Origin of the sequence: Variovorax paradoxus (assembly GCF_000834655.1) — a bacterium.
Lineage (GTDB): Bacteria > Pseudomonadota > Gammaproteobacteria > Burkholderiales > Burkholderiaceae_C > Variovorax > Variovorax paradoxus_F.
On the sequence record NZ_JXQQ01000040.1, the window covers coordinates 1 to 19,111 of the forward strand.

Below are 19,111 nucleotides of genomic sequence, written 5' to 3' on the forward strand. Positions count from 1 at the left end.
GTGCGGGGGGGGGCGGGCAGGGCGGGCGGCCTAGCGGCTGCGGGCGGTGTCGCGGGCGAGGTTCACGACCTGCGCGGCGGGCAGGATCAGGCTGGCAACGCGGTTCCACGACACCAGCGGCACGCGGTCCACGTAGACCACGTCGCGCGGCTTGAGCTCGAAGCGGTCGGCCAGCGCGAGCGCGGCCGGGTTCTTCGCGTTGATGTTGAAGATCTCGGTCGTGTCGGGGCCCGCGTCGCTGCGCGACGCATTGCGGATCACGTAGATCTGGCCCGGGTCGGAGGAGAACAGGTCGGGCCCGCCCGCATCGCCGAGCGCTTCGTTCAGGCTCAGGCGGCCGTTGCGCATGAGCAGCGCCGAGGGCCGCAGGATCTCGCCCATCACGTAGACCCGGCTGTCGTCGCGGCTGCCCACGTACACGATGTCGCCGTTGCGCAGCGGAATGTTGTTCGCGTCGGCGCCGAAGCGCTTGAGCTGCAGCAGGTCAATCACCACCGTGGTGTCGCCGCGCGACAGCGCCACGTTCGAGCGGTCGCCCGTGGCGGTGATGCTGCCGGCGCGGTTCAGCGCCTCGGCCAGCGTCATCGGCACGTCGGTGAAGATCTGCAGGCCCGGCGTGCGCACCTCGCCCTCCACGTAGGCGCGCTGGCTGCGGAACGACTGGATCCGCACGCTCACCTGGGGCGCCTTGATGTAGGCGCGGATGCGGCGTGCGATCAGCTCCGACGCGCCGCTTTCGGTGAGCCCCTGCAGCTTGGTGCGGCCGATGTAGGGAAAGCTGATCTCGCCCGATGCGTCCACGATGAAGCCGGGCGCCACGGTCACGCCGGTCGGGTCGCTCTGCTGCGCGATCACCGCGCCCGCATTGGGCAGCAGCTCGGGATGGTCGTAGACGATCACGCCCACCACGTCGCCCGGCCCGATGGTGTAGGCAGACGCGCGGCCGAACAGCGCCTTCACCTCCGGCGCCAGCCCCGTGTTGCCGGCGTTCTGCATGCGGATCAGCTCGGGCGTGATGGTCTTGACCTTGTTCGTGCCGACCGTGCCGTCTTCGTTGCGCAGCACGCCGGGCGTACCGAAGCCCGGCACGCAGCCGGCCAGGCCGAGCGACAGCAGCAGCGCCATCGCGAGCCATCGCACCCGTCCGGCCGCGGGCCAGGCGCGGGCGGGATGGTTGCCGAAGAACAGGGCGCGGGCGCCGCGGGGCGCGATCGCTGGGTCGATGCGGTTCATGAGGTTCTCCTTGGCTTTCGGTGGGTCGGTGTGTCGGTGATCGGTTTCAGGGCGCGGCCCACTGGGTGGACATGGCGGCCCGCACGGCGCCTGCGTCCGGCCGGCTGGCGCTCGGCCACGCGGCCCGGGTGCCCAGGCATTGCTCGGCCACCCAGTCGCTCACGGCCTCGAGGAACAGTTGCTGGCCCCTGGCCGTGCAGACCGTGTGGTCGACCGCGCGCATGAATTCGTAGTCCAGCGATTGCGCGAACGGCGCGTCGCGGAAGGCGCCGAGCTGGTCGCGGTCGCGGTCGCACACATGCAGCGAGCCCGAATAAAGGAGCTGGATCGCCACCTCGCGGTCGTGCAGCCGGCGCATGGTCGCGTCGAACCACACGGCGTTCACCGCGGGCGTCTGCCGCTCCACGAAGAAGCCGGGCATCGCCTTGGCGGCCTCGGCGCGCAGCAGATGGCGCTGGACCCAGCGCCAGGCCTTGCCCGGGAACGACGGATGCGTGGGCGCCGCGAGCGCGCGGCGCAGGGTGCGCTCCCAGCGCGTGCGGCGCTGCGGAAAGGCGAAGCCGTCGAACAGCGAGAGCGCCGTCACGCGCGGGTCCGCGACGGCCGTGGACATCGCATGCTCCACGCCCGAGCACATGGCCATCACCGCGAAGCGGCGGATGCCCAATGTGCGCTCGGCCGCGTCCATGGCCGCCTGCAGGCTGTGCACGGCGCGCGTCTGCAGGTCGGGCGCGGTGTCCAGCGGGTCGCTGTCGCCGACGCCGCCCAAGTCGAAGCGCAGGCTGCTCACGCCGCGCGCGGCCAGCACATGCGCCAGCTTCACGTTGATGCGGCGCGGGCCGACCCGGTGGTTCGCGCCCATGTTGAACATCAGGCAGGCCACCGGGGCGGGCGTGCGCCCGGCGGGCACGGTGAGCATGCCCACTAGCGCATCGCCCGGGCCGAAGCGCATCGGCGTCTGTGTCATCTCATTCATGAACGGCTCCCTGCAGGCGGCCGAGCGCATCGGCCGGCACCATGGCGCTGTTGGGGTAGGGGTCGGAGGTCCAGTCCAGCGGGTGCTGGAAGTACGACAGGCGCACCGGCATGTGGCGCGACTGCTGCTCGGCGGCCCATTGCGCGGTGAGTGCGTCGTCGGGCGACGCGAGCACCAGCGTCTCGTGCAGGGCCGTGAGCGGCAGCGACTGCGGCGTGAGGGCGTGCAGCTGCGCGCGCAGCGCCGGCGAGAGGCTGGCGCCCAGCGCTTCCTCGGGCAGCGCATCGGGTTCCCGCGCGAGGCTGCGGCGCCAGGCGAGGTCGGGGATGCAGAAGGTCGTGTCGATCGCCGCCACGTGCTGCTCGCGCAGGTGGCGTGCATAGCGGCGCCCGTCGATCACCGGCTCCCAGAGCACCAGCCGCGCCGGATCGCTGCGCCCGCTGCGCGCGGCCAGCACGGCGAGCGTGGCACCCAGGCGCGCGCCGATCCAGACGATGCGCGCGTGAGGCGCGCGCCGCCGCAGTTCGCCGTGCGCCCAGCCCAGGTCGCGGCGCCAGCCGTCGAACTCACCTTCCGATTCGTCGCCGGGCGAATCGCCCGCGCCGTGGAAGTCGAAGCGCAGCGTGGCGACGCCCGTGCGCGCCAGGCGCTCGGCCAGCACCTTGAAGAAGCGGTGCGTGCGCAGGCCCTCCTGGCCGAAGGGCGCGCACAGCAGCACCGCGCTGTCCATCGTCCCAGGGGCGCCGGCCTCGGCGGCATGGAAGATGCCGAAGAGCTGGCGCGAGTGCGGCCCGAACATGAAAGGCTCGGGCGCGAGGCGCTCGTCCGCCGGCGGGGCGACGGGCACGCCGGGCGCCCTGGGCGCCTTGGCGGCCTTGGGTGGAGGGAAGGCAACGACAGCCATGGCATTCACCCCTTGCGCAGCCAGCCGCCGAACGTGCGGCTGAGAAGACCCTCGCCGCGCGCGGCACCTCCGGTGGCACCGCCGGGCGGCAGGCTGCCCAGCACCGAGGTGTCCACGTCGGGCGCGGCCTTGGCCGACGAGGCGATCTGCCCGAGGTTCTCGAACAGGTAGCGGCGCGAGTGGACGCGGTAGCCCATCGTCTGCTCGGTCTGCTGGATCGCGCGCAGCACCAGCAGCGAATCGCCGCCGAGGTCGAAGAAGTTGTCGCTCGCGCGGATCTCGTTGACGTCGATGCCGATCACCGAGGCCCAGATCTGCGCGAGGCGCGCATGCTCGGGGTTGAGGATGTGCGACGTGCTCGGGGGGCGATCCTGTGCGCGGTCCTGCGCGGGCGCGGATTCGGGCGCCGGCGCCGCCGGTGCCGCCTGCGCCACCGACAGCTTGCGCAGGTAGGCCGCGCTGCGCGAGTCCTCCTCGCTGGCGATCCATTCCAGCGCCGCCTCGGGCCGCGCGAGGGCGCGCCGCAGCACTTCCAGGTAGCGGTCGCGCAGCTGCCCGCCGGTCTCGCGCACGTACAGGTCGGCGTTGTAGATCAGCGCGCCTTCCAGGCCGTGGGCCTTGTCCATCAGCCACACGCCGATGTCGTCGGTGGCGCCGCGCTGCATCAGGTGCAGCTGGCGGGTCTTCAGGCTTCCGAGCTGGCGTGCGCGGTCGCGCGCGTCCTGGAACGAGAACATCGACTGGTAGGGCCCGGTCATGCGGGCCTGGCCCGCCGCATCGGGCTCGGTCATCAGGCTCTCGAAGGGCACCTGCTGGTAGTTCATGACCGCCAGCAGCTCGCCCTTCACGTAGCGCATGAAATCGGACAGCGGCTGCGCCAGGTCCACCTGCAGCGCGATCGGCAGCACGTTGTTGAAGAAGCCCATCACGTCTTCGGTCTCGGGCTGCTGGCGGCCGCGCACCGGGTTGGCGATGACCACGGTCTCCGTGCCGATCACGCTGCGCAGGGTGATCGCGTAGAGGCCGAAGGTGAGCATGCTGAGCGTCACGTCCATCTCGCGGGCCACCTTGCGCAGCTCCTGGGTGGTGGCCAGGTCGATCTGGATCCAGTGGGCGCCGCCCTGGCCGCTCTTGCCCGCGCGCCGCGGCATGTCGGTGTTGGGCAGGCGTGCGCGGGCGGCTCCCGCGAAGCGCTGCCGCCAGAAGCCCAGCTGCTCCTGGAACGAAGGCTGGCGCATCCACTGCGCAAGCCACTCGGCGTAGTCGCCGTGCGTGGTGGCGATGTCCGACAGCGCATGCGGGCGGCCGCGCTCGGCCGCGTCGTAGATGGCCGAGAGCTCGCGCTGGATCAGGTCGAACGACCAGCCGTCCCAGATCAGGTGGTGCGGCACGAACACGAAGACGTGCTCCTGCTCGTCGAGCTGGAACACCGCCGCATGCGCCATCGGCGCGCGGTGGATGTCGATCGGCCGGTCCGCCAGCTCCTGCATGCGCTCGGTCAGCTCGGCCTCGCGCTGGTCGGCCGGCAGCTCGCGCAGGTCGATGAAGGGCAGCTCGAAGCGGGCCGACTTCTGGATCATCTGCAGCGCCTGCCCGCTCTCGGGGTCGATGCCCATGGAGGTGCGCAGCGCGGGCTGGCGGCGCACGATCTCCTGCAGCGCGGCATCGAAGCGCGCCATGTCGAAGCGGCCCGAGAGGCGCTGCGCCGACGGCGCGTTGTAGACCGAGCGGCCGGGGTGCAGCTCCTCCATGAAGCGGATGCGCTCCTGAGACGGCGTGAGCGGCGCAGCCTTGCGATCGGGCCTGCAGGCGAGTGCGGCCTGCGAGCGGCTCCCCGCGCGGCACAGCGCATCGACCGCGGCGGCCAGCTTCTGGGCGGTGGGCGCCTCGAACAGCGTGCGCAGCGGCAGCGTCATCTCGAATTCGCGGCTCAGCAGCGTGGTCAGCCGCGCCGCGAGCAGCGAGTGGCCGCCCATCGTGAAGAAGTCGTCTTCCATGTCCAGCCCGGGCAGGCTCAGCACCTTCTCCATCGCCGCGAGTACCCGGCGCTCGACGTCGTTGCGCGGGCCGGCGCCGCGCTGCACGTCGCCGCGCGGCAGCGCCTGCGGCGCGGGCAGCGCGACGCGGTCGACCTTGCCGTTGGGCAGCATGGGCAGCGCGTCCAGCACCACCACGTGTTGGGGCAGCATGAATGCCGGCAGGTGCTCGCGCAGGTGGCGCATCAGCGCCTCCAGGTCGAAGTCCGTGCCCGGCGTGCGACCGAGGTAGGCCACCAGGCGCACGTCGCCCGGGCTGTCCTCGCGGGCCACGACCACGCTGCGCGAGACGCCGGCCACCTCGCAGCAGCGCGCCTCGATCTCGCCCGGCTCGATGCGGTAGCCGCGCACCTTCACCTGGAAGTCCAGGCGCCCGAGGTGGTCGATGAGCCCGTCGTTGCGCCAGCGGCCGCGGTCGCCGGTGCGGTAGAGCGGCGTGGCGACGCCGAAGATGCGGGTCGTGACGAAGCGCTCGGCGGTGAGCTCGGGCCGGTCGAGGTAACCCAGCGAGAGGCCCTCGCCCGAGATGCAGATCTCGCCCGGCACGCCGATGGGGCAGGGCTGCAGGTCGGCGTCCAGGATCCAGATGCCGGTGTTGTCCACCGGCGTGCCGATGGACACGCCGCGCGCGGCCACGATCTGCGGATCCACCCGCCAGGCGGTGGAGTACACGGTGGTCTCGGTCGGGCCGTAGCCGTTCCAGATCTCGGCGCAGCGCTCGCACAGCGCGTTCGCGAGGCTGGGCCGCAGCGGCTCGCCGCCGGTCCAGCCGCGCAGGCCCGGGGTGCCCGGCCACTGGGCATCGAGCAGCAGCTGCCACATGCCGGGCGTGGCCTGCAGGAAGCTGATCTGCTCCTCCGCGATCGCCTTGCACAGGCGGTTGCCGTCCATCGCGGTTTCGCGCTGCACCATCACGATCTCGGCGCCGGCTGCCAGCGGCAGCAGCACGTCGGGCACCGCCATGTCGAAGGAGAGCGTGGTCACCGCGGCGACCCGGTCGTCCGCGTGGATGCCCGAGGTGCGCTGCATCCACTGCAGCAGGTTCGCCACGCCGCGGTGCGGCGCGCACACGCCCTTGGGCACGCCGGTCGAGCCCGAGGTGTAGATGACGTAGGCGGTGTCCTCGGGGCCGGGGTCGTCCTGGCTCGGGGCGAGCGGCTGGTCGGATTCGTCGTGCCAGCCGGTGTCGCGGTCGATCTCGAAGATGTCGTTCTCCGCGCCCTCGCGCCACTTGCGCGGAGCCGTGGCGATGTCCGAGCTGGTGAGCATCAGCCGCAGCTTCGCGTCGCTCGCGTAATGGTCCAGCCGCGCCTGCGGGAAGCTGGGGTCCAGCGGCACGTAGGCGCCGCCGCTCTTGAGCACCGCCATCACCGCGACGATCGTCTCCAGGCTGCGCTCCAGGCACAGCCCCACGCGGTCGCCGCGGCGCACGCCCCGTGCGCGCAGCGCCCGGGCCATGCGGTTGGACATCGCATCGAGCTCGCTGTAGCTGCAGCGCCGCGCGCCGTCGCGCACCGCGGGGCGGTCGGGCTGCTGCGGCGCGCGCGCCACGAAGCCGGCATGCGCGAGCGGCGCGCCTTCGAGCGCGGTCGCGCGCGGCTGCAGCGCGATGAGCGCGCGCGCACCATCGGCCGACAGCACCTCCAGGCGGCCGATGGCCTCGCCCGGGTTGCGCACGGCCGACTGGAGCATGCACTCGAACATGTCCAGCCAGCGCGCGACGCTCTGCGCATCGAACAGGTCGGTGTTGTACTGGGCCTCGATCTGCAGGCCGCCGTCCAGCGGGCGCAGGTTCAGGAAGAGCTCGAAGTTCTCGTACTGCCGCGCGATGGTGTCCTGCACGACGTGCAGGCCCGAGAAGGTCTGGGCGCTCGCGGCCATGTCGGGGTCGACGTTGAAGAGCACGTTCACCAGCGGCACGCGGCTCGGGTCGCGTTGCAGCGACAGGTTGCCCAGCAGCGCGCCGTAGGTGAGCGCCTGGTGCTCGAAGGCGTCGAGCACCGCGGTGCTGCATTCGCCCATGAGCGTGTCGAAGCGCACGTGCGCCGGCGCCGCGATGCGCAGCGGCAGCAGGTTCACGCAGTGGCCCACCAGGCCCGGCATGTCGCGTGCGAGCTGGCCCGAGGTCGGGATGCCGACCACGATGTCGTCCTGCCCGGTGAGGCGGTGCAGCGTCGCCACCAGCCCGCCGAGCAGCCCCGCGAAGAGGCTCGCGCCGGTCTTGGCGCTGCTCGAGCGCAGCGCGCTCACCAGGCGGCGGTCGAGCAGGTGTTCGATGCGGCGCGAGGGGAAGGTGCGCACGGCGGGGCGCGGATGGTCCGGCGGCAGCTCCAGCATCGGCAGCGTGCCCGAGAAGCGCTCCAGCCAATAGTCCACGTGCGCCTGCATCGCGGGGCCGGCCGCGTCCGACGCTTCCTGCGCGGCAAAGTCCGCGAAGGCGGGCGCCGCCTTCAGCGGCAGGCCGTCGCCCGTCTCTTCGGCATACAGGTGGCCGAGCTGCTCGGTCAAGACCGCCCACGACCAGCCGTCGCACACCACGTGGTGGGCCGACATCACGAGTTCGTGGTCGACGTCGCCCAGCCAGTAGAGCGCCGCGCGGAAAAGGGGGCCGTGCTCGAGTGGGAACGGCGTGCGCACCGCTTCGTCGTGCGCCGCCTTCATGGCGAGTTCGAGCGCTTCGGGCGACAGGCCGCTCAGGTCCTGCTGCACCATCACGTCGTCGACCGGTTCGCTCACCAGCATGCACTTGCCGTCCGGCGCGATGCTCGCGCGCAGCGACTGGTGGCGCGCGACGAGCTTCGTGACGGCGCGGCCGAGCGCACCCCGGTCGAGCGGGCCGTGGATGCGCAGCACCACGGATTCGTTGTAGGCCAGCGAGGCTTCGGTGCTGAAGGTGGCGCCGAGCCAGATTTCACGCTGCGACTCCGTCGTCGGAATCACGCATTCGATGAGGCCGCTGGCGGCCGAGGGGCGGAGAACGGCGTTCATGCTGTGGTCTTTCCATTGATGACTTGGGCGAGGGAGGAGGAGGCGGAGGCCGGCACGTACCAGAAGGGCTGGCCGTCGACGTCGCGCGCGAGGATCGAGCCCTCCTCGGCGGGCTTGTGCAGTTCGAAGCCGGAGACGGCGGGCGTGCGGCGCGGCAGGAATCCCGACTCCTGCATCTCGGCGACCGATTCCTTGAATGCGCGCTGGATCGTCGCGATGTCTTCCTGGCTGTGCGCCGTCGTGAGGAAGCACGGGAAGTTGTCCAGGATGTGCACGCCGCGGCTGCGCATCATTGCGAAGAGCAGGTCCTGCAGCGGATGGTCTTCGAGCCAGTTCACGCGCCAGAGCGAGGCGAAGTGGCGAATGGCGATCGGCGCGCCGACCTCGGCGCACCAGCCGGTGAGCTCCTCGGCCATCGCGGTGGTGCTCGCGCCGAGCGCGGCCTGCAGCGCGGGCCCGGCTGCCTTCAGGTGTTCGAGCGAGGCCTTGGCCGCGGCGAGCGCGAGCGGGTGCCGCACGAAGGTGCCGGCGAAGTAGGTCACGCCCACGCCGGGAATCGAATCGTCGCCGTACTGCCAGGCGCCGCCGTCCAGCGCATCCATGAACGGGCGCTTGCCCGCGATCACGCCGACCGGGAAGCCGCCGCCGATCACCTTGCCGTAGGTGGCGAGGTCGGCGCGCACGCCGAAGAGTTCCTGCGCGCCGCCCAGGCCCGTGCGAAAGCCGGTGATGACCTCGTCGAAGATGAGGCAGGTGCCGCTCTCGGTGGTGATCTCGCGCAGCGCCTGCACGAACTCGCGCGGCTGGAAGTCGGGCCGGCGGCTCTGCACCGGCTCGACCAGCACGGCCGCCAGGTCCTCGGCGTTCTCGCGGATGAAGGCCAGCGCCTCGGGCGTGCCGTAGTCGAGCACGCGCACGTCGCCGAACATGCCGCTCATCACCCCCGGCGCGGCCGACAGGCCCTTGCCGCCCTTGCCGGCGCGCACCAGCACTTCGTCGAAGGTGCCGTGGTAGGAGCCGGTGAAAACGGCCACCGTGCTGCGGCCGGTGACGGTGCGCGCAATGCGCAGCGCCGCCATCACGGCCTCCGAGCCGGTGTTGCACAGGCCCGCGCGCTCGCAGCCGGTGAGTTCGCACAGGAGCCGCGTCACGTCGGCCGCGAGCGGATGCTGCGGGCCGATCTCGTAGCCCGCATCGAGCTGCTTCTTCACAGCCTCCTGCACGAAGTCGGGCTGCCAGCCGAACAGGTTCAGGCCGAAGCCGTTGAGCGCGTCGACGTATTCGTTGCCGTCGATGTCCCACATCTTCGATCCCTTGGAGCGCTCGATCACGATCTGGTAGGTGATCTCTTTCGTGATCGGGCGGAAGCCGTTGACCACGCGCGGGTCGGCCATGTGGGCGCGGTTTTCTTCGGTGAAGCGCTTGCTGTTCTGCGTGCGCGCCACGTAGCGCCGCACGAATGCGGCCAGCCGCGCCTTCTGCCTCGCGCTGGGCTCGGCGGTGGGCTTGGTGTGGATGCGGGCGATGGCGCCGAAGGCCTTGGCGACGTCGTAGCGCACGGGTTCGCGGGGCGCGTCGGCCGAGGCTTCCTGCGGCTGCGGCTGCGGCTGCGGCTGCGCCTGGGCCTGCGGCTGCGGTGCGGGCACGGTCTCTGCGGCGACGGGCGCCGGCGCCGCAGCCGGTGCGGCCATCGCCACGGCGGCGGTCGTGCCAGACAGCAGGGCGAGCTGCTGGCGCATCAATTCCATTTGCTGCGCAATCAGCTGGTTGACGGCACCGGTCGGCAATTGCGGCAACTGGCTGGCCATCTGCATCGCCGGTGCCGTCTGTGCGGTCTGTGCCACCGGCTGCACCGCTTGCGGCACGGCGACGGGCGCCGCCGCTGCAGCCACCACGGGCTCGGCTTCGGGCGGCAGGCTTTGTTGGAGGAACGCCGCGAGCGCATCGAAGCTGCGGTAGTTCTCCATCAACTGGCGAAAGCTCACGTTGACCTTGAAGGTCTTCTTGATCTGCGTGGCCGCCTGGGTGAGCGTGAGCGAATCGAGCCCGAGTTCGGCGAAGGCGGCGTGGCCTTCGGCCTCGGCCATGTCGATGCCCGAGATGTCTTCGAACAAGGTCCGCAATCGCGTGTCCACCGACGATGCGCGCGGGGCGGCGGGCAGGGTGGGGGACGGTAGAGGCGGGTGGGACGAGGGCACGACAGCGGTCACGATCGACTCCAATGAAACGGGTGGAACAGGCAGGGCAGGGGGAAGGGCCGCAAGGGCCGGAAGGGCTGGCGCGAGCGCAGGAAGAGCGGCCGCCACCGGCGCACTTGGCGCGATGTCGACCCAGAGGCGCTTGCGTTCGAACGGATAGGTGGGAAGGCACACGCGGCGCGCGCCGGCCGGCACGGCCAGGCGGGCGAGCTCGACATCGGCGCCGCAAGTCCACAGGCGCGCGGCTGCCAGGCGCAGCGTGCGGGCCTCGTCGGCCGGCTCGCCGTGCAGCAGCGAAACGGCAGCGATGCCTGTCTTCGACGTGATGGCCAGCGCCTTCGCGCCGTGCTGGCGCACCAGCGTGGCGAGCGTGTTGCGCGGACCTGCTTCCACGAAGACCGGGTTCGCCGCCGCTGCCGCCGCGCTTTGCAGCGCGGACGAAAAGCGCACGGTGCCGCGCAGGTGCCTTGCCCAATACGCGGGGCTCGTGGCTTCGGCGTCTTCAAGAAGGCGGCCGGTGAGCGTGGAGAAGATCGGGATCGCCGGCGCGTGCAACGCGACTTCGGCGACGAGCGCCTCGAAGGGCGCGACCGCGCCGTCCATCATCGAGGAGTGGAAGGCGTGCGAGGTCTGCAGCGCGCGGCAGGCGATGCCTTCGGCTTCGAGCGTGGCCTGCAGCGCGGCGATGGCGTCGGAGGGGCCGGCGGCCACGCAGGCGGTGGGTCCGTTCTCCGCGGCGAGCGAGACGGAAGGCGAAGACGCGAGCCGCGCGGCGAGATCGTCCGCGCCGAGGCGCACCGACAGCATCGTTCCGGCGGGCATGGACTGCATGAGCGCGCCGCGGCGGGCGACGAGGCGCGCGGCGTCTTCCAGACGCATCACGCCGGCAATGACCGCCGCGACGAACTCGCCGACGCTGTGGCCGATGAGCGCGTGCGGCCGCAGGCCCAGCGACAGCAGCCGCCGCGCGAGCGCGTATTCGAGCGTGAAGAGCGCGGGCTGCGTGACGGCGGTGGGCGCCAGCGCGGCCGGGTCGTCGCTGAACATGCGCTCGCGCAGGTCGAAATCGGTGGCGCCCTCGAGCGCGCGCAGGCAGTCGTCGAACGCGGCCGCGAACACCGCATCGCTCGCATGCAGCGCGCGGCCCATGCCCGCGTATTGCGCGCCCTGGCCCGGGAACATCAGCACCGGTTGCGGGGCGCGCGCGGCGATGCTGCCGCTGGTGCGCCACGGGGCGTCGTCCATTCGCAGTGCTGCGATGGCTTCTGTCGCATCGGCGGCCACCACGGCGCGGCGGAAGGCGTGGGCCTTGCGGCCGACGCTGAGCGTGAAGGCCGCATCGGCGAGCGCCAGGCCCGGGTGCGCTTCGAGGTGCGCCGCAAGCTGCTGCGTGGCCACCGCGAGCGCGGCCTCCGAGCGGGCCGACAGCGGCAGCACGTGGATGCCGGCCACCGCCGCCGGGGACGCTGCACGCGCCGGTGCCTCCTCCAGCACGACGTGCGCATTCGTGCCGCCCACGCCGAACGAGCTGACGCCCGCGCGGCGCGGCAGGTCGGCGCGCGGCCAGGGCTGCAGCTGGTTGGTCACGAAGAACGGAGTGCGCGCGAAATCGATCGAAGGGTTCGGCGCGGTGAAGTGCGCGGTCGGCGGAATCAGTTCGTGGTGCAGCGACAGCGCCGCCTTGATGAGGCCGGCGGCGCCTGCGGCCGTGACCATGTGGCCCACGTTGCTCTTGAGCGAGCCGAGGGTGCAGTAGCCGCGTGCGTCGGTGTGCTCGGCGTAGGCGACGGCCAGCGCCTCGACCTCGATCGGGTCGCCCATCGGCGTGGCGGTGCCGTGCGCCTCGACGTAGCCGATGCTCTGCGCGTCCACGTCGGCCGCGGCCAGCGCGGCGCGGATCACCGCGGCCTGGCCGTCCACGCTGGGCGCGGTGAAGCTGGCCTTGGCGCCGCCGTCGTTGTTCACGCAGGCGCTGCGCAGCACCGCGTAGACGGTGTCGCCGTCGGCCAGCGCGTCGGACAGGCGCTTGAGCAGCACCACGGCCGCGCCGTCGCTGAAGACGGTGCCGCGCGCCTCTGCATCGAAACTGCGCGTGTGGCCGTCGGGCGAGAGCATCGAACCCTCGTTGTAGAGGTAGCCGCTGCGCGGCGGGCAGGTGACCGATGCGCCGCCTGCGAGCGCCATGTAGCACTGGCCCGTGCGCAGGGCGTGGAAGGCCTGCGCCACCGCGACCAGCGAGGTCGAGCACGCGGTGTTCACGCTCACGGCCGGACCGCGCAGGTTCAGGCGGTTGGCCACGCGGGTGGTGATGTAGTCCTTCTCGTTGGCCAGCATCACCTGGAATTCGCCGACGGCCTCGATCAGGTCGGGGCGCGAGGCTACGTGGCGCTGGAAGTACGTTGCGTTGTACGTGCCGGCGTACACGCCCACCGGGCCCGGCGCCTCGTCGGGCACGTAGCCCGCGCGCTCCAGGCACTCCCAGCAGATCTCCAGGAACACGCGGTGCTGCGGGTCCATGAGCGTGGCTTCCTTCGGCCCGATGCCGAAGAAGGCGGCATCGAAGTTCTCGATGCCTTCGATCACGCCGCGGGCCCGCACGTAGGCCGGATCGCTGCGCAGGGCCTCGCTCACGCCGGCATCGAGCGTCGCGTCGTCGAAGAAGCTCACGGTGTCGCGGCCGGCGACCAGGTTGTCCCAGAACTGCTCGACGTCGCCCGCACCGGGGAAGCGGCCGGCGGTGGCGATGAGGGCGATGGCCTCGGGGGCGTCGGCCGGTGCGCGATGCGCGGTGGCGGCGTGCACGGCCGTGCGGACGGGCGCGGCCTCTTCGGCGGGCTGCAACTGCGCTGCGATCGCGGCCGGCGTCGGATGGCGGAAGAAGAGGTTGGTCGACAGCGGCGGCGCCTCGTCGCGCTGCAGGTCGGCCAGCACCTGCAGCACCAGCAGCGAGTTGCCGCCCAGGTCGAAGAAGTTGTCGTTGCGCCCGGCGCGGGCGATGCAGAGGGCGCGCGCGAACGCCTCGCACACCTCCTGCTCGAGCGCGTCGCGCGGCTCCTCGTAGGGCTGCGCGAGTTCGGGCCGTTCGCCCGCGGGCTCGGGCAGCGCCTTGCGGTCGAGCTTGCCGTTGGGCGTGACCGGCAACTGCGCGAGCCACACCGGGGCCGAGGGCAGCATCGCCGCGGGCAGGCGCGCCGCGAGGTGCGCGCGCAGCACGTCCCACGGCAAAGGCTGCAAGCGCGCAACGAGGTAGGCGACCAGGCGCAACGCGCCGTCGCCACCGGGCCGCGCGACCACCGCGCACGACTGGATCGCCGGGTGCGCGAGGATCGCCGCCTCGACTTCGCCGGTCTCGATGCGGTGGCCGTGGATCTTCACCTGGCCATCGATGCGGCCGATGAATTCGACGGTCCCGTCGGGCAGCCAGCGCGCGAGGTCGCCGGTGCGGTAGAGCCGGTCTTCGGGCCCACCGAACGGATCGGGCACGAAGCGCGCGGCGGTGAGCTCGGGTTGCCCCAGGTAGCCGTGCGCGAGGCCGTGCCCGCCGATGCACAGTTCGCCCACGAGGCCGCTGGGCAACAGCGCCAGCGACGGGCTCAGCACACGCAGCACCGTGTCCTTGATCGGGCGGCCGAGCGGCACCGAGCGCAGGCCGTCCACGAGGCTCGCACGCCCGATGCGGTGCGTGGCCGCGAAGGTGGTGCACTCGGTCGGGCCGTAGCCGTTGCTCAGCACGAGGCCGGGGAGCGCATCGAGCGCGCGGCGCACATGCGCCACCGACAGCGCCTCGCCGCCCGTGAACAGGTGCCGAAGGCCCGCGAGGTGCTGCGGATCGCCGTCGATCACCGCGTTGAAGAGCGCTGCCGTGAGCCAGGCGGTGTGCACGTCGTGCCGGGCGATGGTGCGTGCGAGGCCGGCGCCGGTGGGCACCCGTTCGTCGTGGATCACGCAGCGGCCGCCGTTCAGGAGCGGCCCCCAGATCTCCAGCGTCGAGGCGTCGAAGGCGAGCGGTGCCGCATGCAGCACCGCGCGGCCGGGCGCGAACCCGGCGTAGTCGACGCCGACCACCAGCCGGAGGATCGCGCGGTGGCTGATCGCCATACCCTTGGGTATCCCCGTCGAGCCCGAGGTGTACATGAGGTACGCCGCCGATTCGCCGTCGATGGCCGGTGGCGTGTTCCGGAGAGTGCGATGGGACTCGTCTTCGGGCGCATCGACCAGCACGGGGGCACGGTTGGCCGGCACGAGATGCACGAGCGATTCGTTCGTCACGACCAGCGCGGCGCCCGCCTGCTCGAGCATGTTCGCCACGCGCTCGGACGGAAAGTCCGAGGGCACCGGCACGTAGGCGGCGCCCGCCTTGAGGATGCCCAGCATGGCGACGACGGCGGCCATCGACCGCTCCAGCATCACGCCGACGTTGTCGCCGGCGCGCACGCCCAGGTGCTGCAGGCGCAGCGCGAGCCGGTCGGTGCGTTCGTCGAGCTCGCGGTAGCGCATTGCCGCGTCGCCTTCTTCGAGCGCCACCGCATCGGGCGCGGCGGCGGCCTGGCGGCTGAAGAGGGCGGGGACGGTGAGGGCGCGGTCGAGCGTGGAGGGCGAGGTGTTCCAGGCGGCGAGCTGGTCGCGGCGGTCGGTGTCGGGGAGGGTGCGGATGTCGTGGAGCGCCGCATAGGGGCGGTCCAGCAGATCGGTGGCGGTGTCTGCGATGGCGGCGAGCACGCGGTCGGCCAAGGGCGCGTCCATCGAGCCCGCGGCGATTTCCAGGGTCAGGGAGGCCGGGAACCCGGGATGGGCATCCAGGCGAAGGCGCAGCGGTTCGTCGGCAGATTCGGCAGCCGTGCGGCGGTCCAGGTCCAGCTGCGCGAGCCAGTCGCTCGCCGTGGCGGACGGCAGCGGCTGGCCCAGCCAGCGCGCCTGCAGCAACTGCCAGGCGCCGGCGAAGAGCGTGTCCGGCAGATGCCCCGTGGTACCCAGGTCGGCCAGCCAACGCTGCGCGAAACCCGACTCGAGCGCCAGCGTGGCCGTGAGCTGTCCCCAGGCCCCCTCCAGCGAGGGCTGCGCGACGAACAGGTCGTCCAGCGAAGGCCCGGAAGCGGCCGGCGTTTGCGCCAGCGGAACAGTCTGAGTTTCCATTTAATTACCAAGCTCAATTGCAATGGATAATTCCTGAATTAAAATTGACGCATCAATTGGAATTCAAGTCGGGATCGGCTTGTCGCGATCCTAGGAGCTTGGCGAACTGTCCGTGTGGGTCTTTTGGGGCTCCGTTACATCGAGATATACTTATTTCTGGATTCAACTACCCAATTTATGGTGTTTAGGGTACCTAGTCCATGATTTTGAATAATTTGCCGTTCGGTTGACTGCCGAATTTACGGGTGGCCGCTGGAATCCCGTTTCAATAAAGCCCTTCTCAGCCCCCTGCAGGGGCCTCGTCGCAGGGGCGCAAGTGGAGGGGGTCTGGCGAAGGCAACAGGCCCCGCTTCGCCTTGACAGTTGTCAAATTCGGCAATCTTGTAAACAGGAAGATTCGGATCGAAGCGTTTCTTGATCGATTTCCGTTTTTGCAGCGGTAAAAGAGTCAATTGCGTAAGTGTTGAACGAAAAGCCTATTGAAAAATACTCCAGGGAGTCCGGTGATTCGACGAAAGGTTGAATATGCTCGACGACATCCTGTTACCCGGCGTTCTCCTGAATTATTCGAACGGTTATTGGCAATCCAATATCGAAGGAAATTCCGACGGAAGATCCGCCAATGCCTTTTATTTCGGAAACAAGGAGTGGGCGCGGGAATACTTCGCCTTCTGCCATCGCGACGCGCATTTCAGAAATAGATGGCTGGCCGCCGGCGGAAATTGGACGGACAAAGTCGTCATCGATCTTGGATGCGGCCCCGGCAACGTCTTTGCCACGCTGGGCGGCACGCCGCGGCTGCTGGTGGGCGTCGACGTGGCGGGCGGTTCGCTCGAAATGGCAGCCGGAATCGGCTACACGGCCGTCCTGGCCGATGCGGCGAACACGCCATTTCGATCGCAGATTGCCGATATCGTGGCCATCAATGCTTCACTGCACCATTGCGACGATATGCAAGCGGTGTTGCGTGAAGGTGCGCGCCTCGTTAAGCCAAATGGTTTGCTTATCACCGATCACGATCCGCAATTGACTGCTTGGGACTACAAAGGCGTGGCCCGGTTGCTTTGGAATGCGCGGCTGGGTATTTACCGATTGCTCAGGCACGGATTTCACAAAACCGGCAACCAGCAGTCGTGGGGGCTGAAGACCGAGGTGCATCACCGGCCCGGCGATGGGGTCACGCGGGAATTCTTCACCTCGACGCTCGAGCCGCTGGGTTTCGAGGTGGCGGTCCATCCGCACAACCACCAGGTCGGGGAGGCCGCGCTGCGCGGCGACGTGGGGCCTGCGCAGTGGAAGTACCGCATCGGCAACCTGCTCTCGGGACGCGATCCGGCGGCGCCCGGGAGCGCGCTTTCGCTCATGTGCATCGCGCGGCGCAGGCCCGAAGTGGCTGCCGCACGGGCCTGAAAATCGCCTCTACCCAGGGCAGAGTCGGCCGAACGGCCATGCAGGCGCCGCAAAAAAATCACACTTTGCCTTCGATAGTTATATTCCCAAACCTCTTGAAACAACGTTAAATGGCGTGAATCCGGCGCTTTAGGACTTGCGTACTACACCGCAGACCCAGGCGCGATGTACACACGCTGTGCACTGTCTTGGGTAGGCATACCGCTGTTACAGGCGGGCTCGGGCGGCGCGACGCGACGTTGGGGCAAAGGGAGTAACGATTGGGCCATGCACTGATTGTTGAAAACGACGAAGAGTCGGCGCGAATGATCGCCGCCCTGGTCGTGCGCGAGGGTCACACGGCCGTGTGCGCCCATTCGATCGGCGCGGCGCGGCGCCTGATCGCGATGCGGCGGCCCGACCTGCTGCTGCTGGACCTGCACCTGCGCGACGGCAGCGGCTTCGACCTGCTGGCCGACCTGGACCACCTGGGCGACACGGTGCTGGTGCTCATGAGCGCCCAGGCCGTGCCTGAAACCTCCACCGGGCCGCCCGGCCTGCAGGCGACCGACTACCTTCCCAAGCCGATCAACCCGCAGCACCTGAAGAAGCTTCTGTCCCGCCTGGTGGAGCCGTCGCAGCTGCGCCTGGAGCTGGACGAGGTGCAGGAGCGCTGGCGCGAGACCGGCCGCTTCGGCCACCTCATCGGGCGCTCGCCCCCGATGCAGCGCGTGTACCGCCAGATGTCCCGGGTGGCCGATACCGCCGTCAGCGTTTTCATTCACGGCGAGAGCGGCACCGGCAAGGAGCTGGTGGCGCGCGGCGTGCACGACCTGAGCAGCCGGCGCGACCAGCCCTTTCTTGCCGTCAACTGCGCGGCGCTCTCCCCGCACCTGATCGAGAGCGAGATCTTCGGTCACGAGCGCGGCAGCTTCCCGGGCGCGGAGCAGCAGCACCGCGGCTTCTTCGAGCGGGCGCACGGCGGCACGCTGTTCCTGGACGAAGTGACCGAAATGCCGCTCGACCTGCAGGCCAAATTGCTGCGCGTGCTGGAAAGCGGCATCTTCATGCGGGTCGGGTCGCTGCAGATGCAGCAGACCGACGTGCGCATCATCTCGGCTACCAACCGCGATGCCGCCGAGGCGGTGACCGACGGCAAGCTGCGCGAAGACCTGCTGTATCGCCTGCACGTCTTTCCGATCGGGCTGCCGCCGCTGCGCGAGCGCGGCGACGACATCCAGCTGCTCGCGCGCAGCTTCCTGCAGGACCTGCACCGCGCGGACGGCGGCGCGGAGCGCTTCAGCCCGGCGGCGCTGTCCCGGCTGTCCGCCTACCACTGGCCGGGCAACGTGCGCGAGTTGCGCAACATCGTGCAGCGCACCTGGGTCATGGCCACCGGGCCGGAGGTGAGCGACGAATGGCTGCCGCCGCCGACGGTCGCCGCGGTTGCGCCCGTCCCGGCCCGCGCACTGCCGCGGCGCGACGTGCCGACGGCGCGCGCGACGATGGCGGGTTTTGACGAGACCATGCCGGGCGCGCTGGAGCCGGGCGGCAGCGAGCTGACGGTGGAAGTCGGCTCGCAACTGGCCGACGTGGAGCGGCGCGTGATTCTTGCGACCTACGAGAACTGCGGCCGCAACAAGGAGCGAACGGCCGCTGTGCTGGGCATCAGCATGAAGACGCTCTACAACCGCCTGAAGGAGTACCGCCTCTGAAGTACCGGGGGCCGCGGGGCGCGCGCTGAAGCGGGGCGAGAATCGGCGCCGCAAAGGCGCACTCGATTGCGCGAGAGAGGACCGCGCACATGACAGACGATTCCAAGCTCCCGGACCCGGCGCAGGCAGACGCCGCGCCCGTGGCTGCGCCTTCCACGCGGGCCCGCCTGCGGCGCTTCCGGGTCGATGTCGGCACCATCATCTGCGCGGTCGCGCTCTTGCAGTCGCTGCTGCTGGTGGCCTTCGGCTACTGGGGCGCGGAGCAGCTGGTGTCGCAGGTCGGCGAGTCGGCGCACAAGGTGAACCACGACCGCGTCGAGGACAACGTGCTGGCCTTCCTCGCCAAGACCGAGGCGCTGGTGCGCGCCATCGCGCACACGCCCAGCCTGCATCCGGCCGGCCATGACGGCGACCAGACCGCCGAGCTTCTCTGGGCGGCGCTGGAGCAGACGCCCGAACTCGACAGCATCGGCGTGGCCAGCGACGACGGCCACCTGCTGACGGCGATGCGCCACCCCGAGCCGATGGTGCGGCAGGGG

The 19,111-nt window shown here is 70.5% G+C and carries 7 protein-coding genes and 1 pseudogene; 3 read left to right on the top strand and 5 right to left on the bottom strand.

The window, feature by feature from the left end; genetic code table 11:
• Positions 1-30: 30 nt before the first annotated feature.
• Genes RT97_RS17405 through RT97_RS17425 form a run of 5 tightly spaced genes read right to left on the bottom strand, consistent with a single transcriptional unit; the run spans position 31 to position 15,468 of the window.
• Positions 31-1,233, bottom strand: coding sequence for a polysaccharide biosynthesis/export family protein (locus tag RT97_RS17405; RefSeq protein ID WP_042580057.1), 1,203 nt, complete (start codon positions 1,231-1,233; stop codon positions 31-33).
• Positions 1,234-1,279: 46 nt separating this feature from the next.
• The gene (locus tag RT97_RS17410; protein ID WP_172672219.1) at positions 1,280-2,209 is read right to left on the bottom strand and encodes a hypothetical protein; all 930 of its coding nucleotides are present in this window, start codon (positions 2,207-2,209) and stop codon (positions 1,280-1,282) included.
• Positions 2,202-3,113 carry a serine aminopeptidase domain-containing protein gene (locus RT97_RS17415; RefSeq protein WP_253278254.1) on the bottom strand — a complete coding sequence of 304 codons (912 nt, stop codon included), beginning with the start codon at positions 3,111-3,113 and terminating at the stop codon, positions 2,202-2,204. The genes RT97_RS17410 and RT97_RS17415 overlap by 8 nt, the downstream gene beginning before the upstream one ends.
• Positions 3,114-3,118: 5 nt before the next feature.
• Positions 3,119-8,137 carry a non-ribosomal peptide synthetase gene (locus tag RT97_RS17420; protein WP_042580058.1) on the bottom strand — a complete coding sequence of 1,673 codons (5,019 nt, stop codon included), beginning with the start codon at positions 8,135-8,137 and terminating at the stop codon, positions 3,119-3,121.
• The gene (locus RT97_RS17425; protein WP_042580059.1) at positions 8,134-15,468 is read right to left on the bottom strand and encodes a type I polyketide synthase; all 7,335 of its coding nucleotides are present in this window, start codon (positions 15,466-15,468) and stop codon (positions 8,134-8,136) included. The genes RT97_RS17420 and RT97_RS17425 overlap by 4 nt, the downstream gene beginning before the upstream one ends.
• A gap of 525 nt (positions 15,469-15,993) precedes the next feature.
• Here RT97_RS17425 and RT97_RS17430 point away from each other — a divergent pair.
• The 3 genes and pseudogenes from RT97_RS17430 to RT97_RS17440 form a co-directional block, all read left to right on the top strand.
• A complete protein-coding gene (locus RT97_RS17430; RefSeq protein WP_042580060.1) occupies positions 15,994-16,878 on the top strand; it encodes a class I SAM-dependent methyltransferase in 885 nt (294 codons plus the stop codon).
• Between the two features lie 260 nt (positions 16,879-17,138).
• Positions 17,139-18,572, top strand: a complete 1,434-nt coding sequence (locus RT97_RS17435; protein WP_042580061.1) for a sigma-54-dependent transcriptional regulator — start codon at positions 17,139-17,141, stop codon at positions 18,570-18,572.
• Between the two features lie 89 nt (positions 18,573-18,661).
• Positions 18,662-19,111: pseudogene (locus RT97_RS17440) on the top strand (adenylate/guanylate cyclase domain-containing protein); the annotation flags it as partial.

Coding starts and splice junctions, on each gene's coding strand:
- RT97_RS17405 (WP_042580057.1), bottom strand. CDS start 1,233: ATGAACCGCATCGACCCAGCGATCGCGCCCCGCGGCGCCCGCGCCCTG.
- RT97_RS17410 (WP_172672219.1), bottom strand. CDS start 2,209: ATGAATGAGATGACACAGACGCCGATGCGCTTCGGCCCGGGCGATGCG.
- RT97_RS17415 (WP_253278254.1), bottom strand. CDS start 3,113: ATGGCTGTCGTTGCCTTCCCTCCACCCAAGGCCGCCAAGGCGCCCAGG.
- RT97_RS17420 (WP_042580058.1), bottom strand. CDS start 8,137: ATGAACGCCGTTCTCCGCCCCTCGGCCGCCAGCGGCCTCATCGAATGC.
- RT97_RS17425 (WP_042580059.1), bottom strand. CDS start 15,468: ATGGAAACTCAGACTGTTCCGCTGGCGCAAACGCCGGCCGCTTCCGGG.
- RT97_RS17430 (WP_042580060.1), top strand. CDS start 15,994: ATGCTCGACGACATCCTGTTACCCGGCGTTCTCCTGAATTATTCGAAC.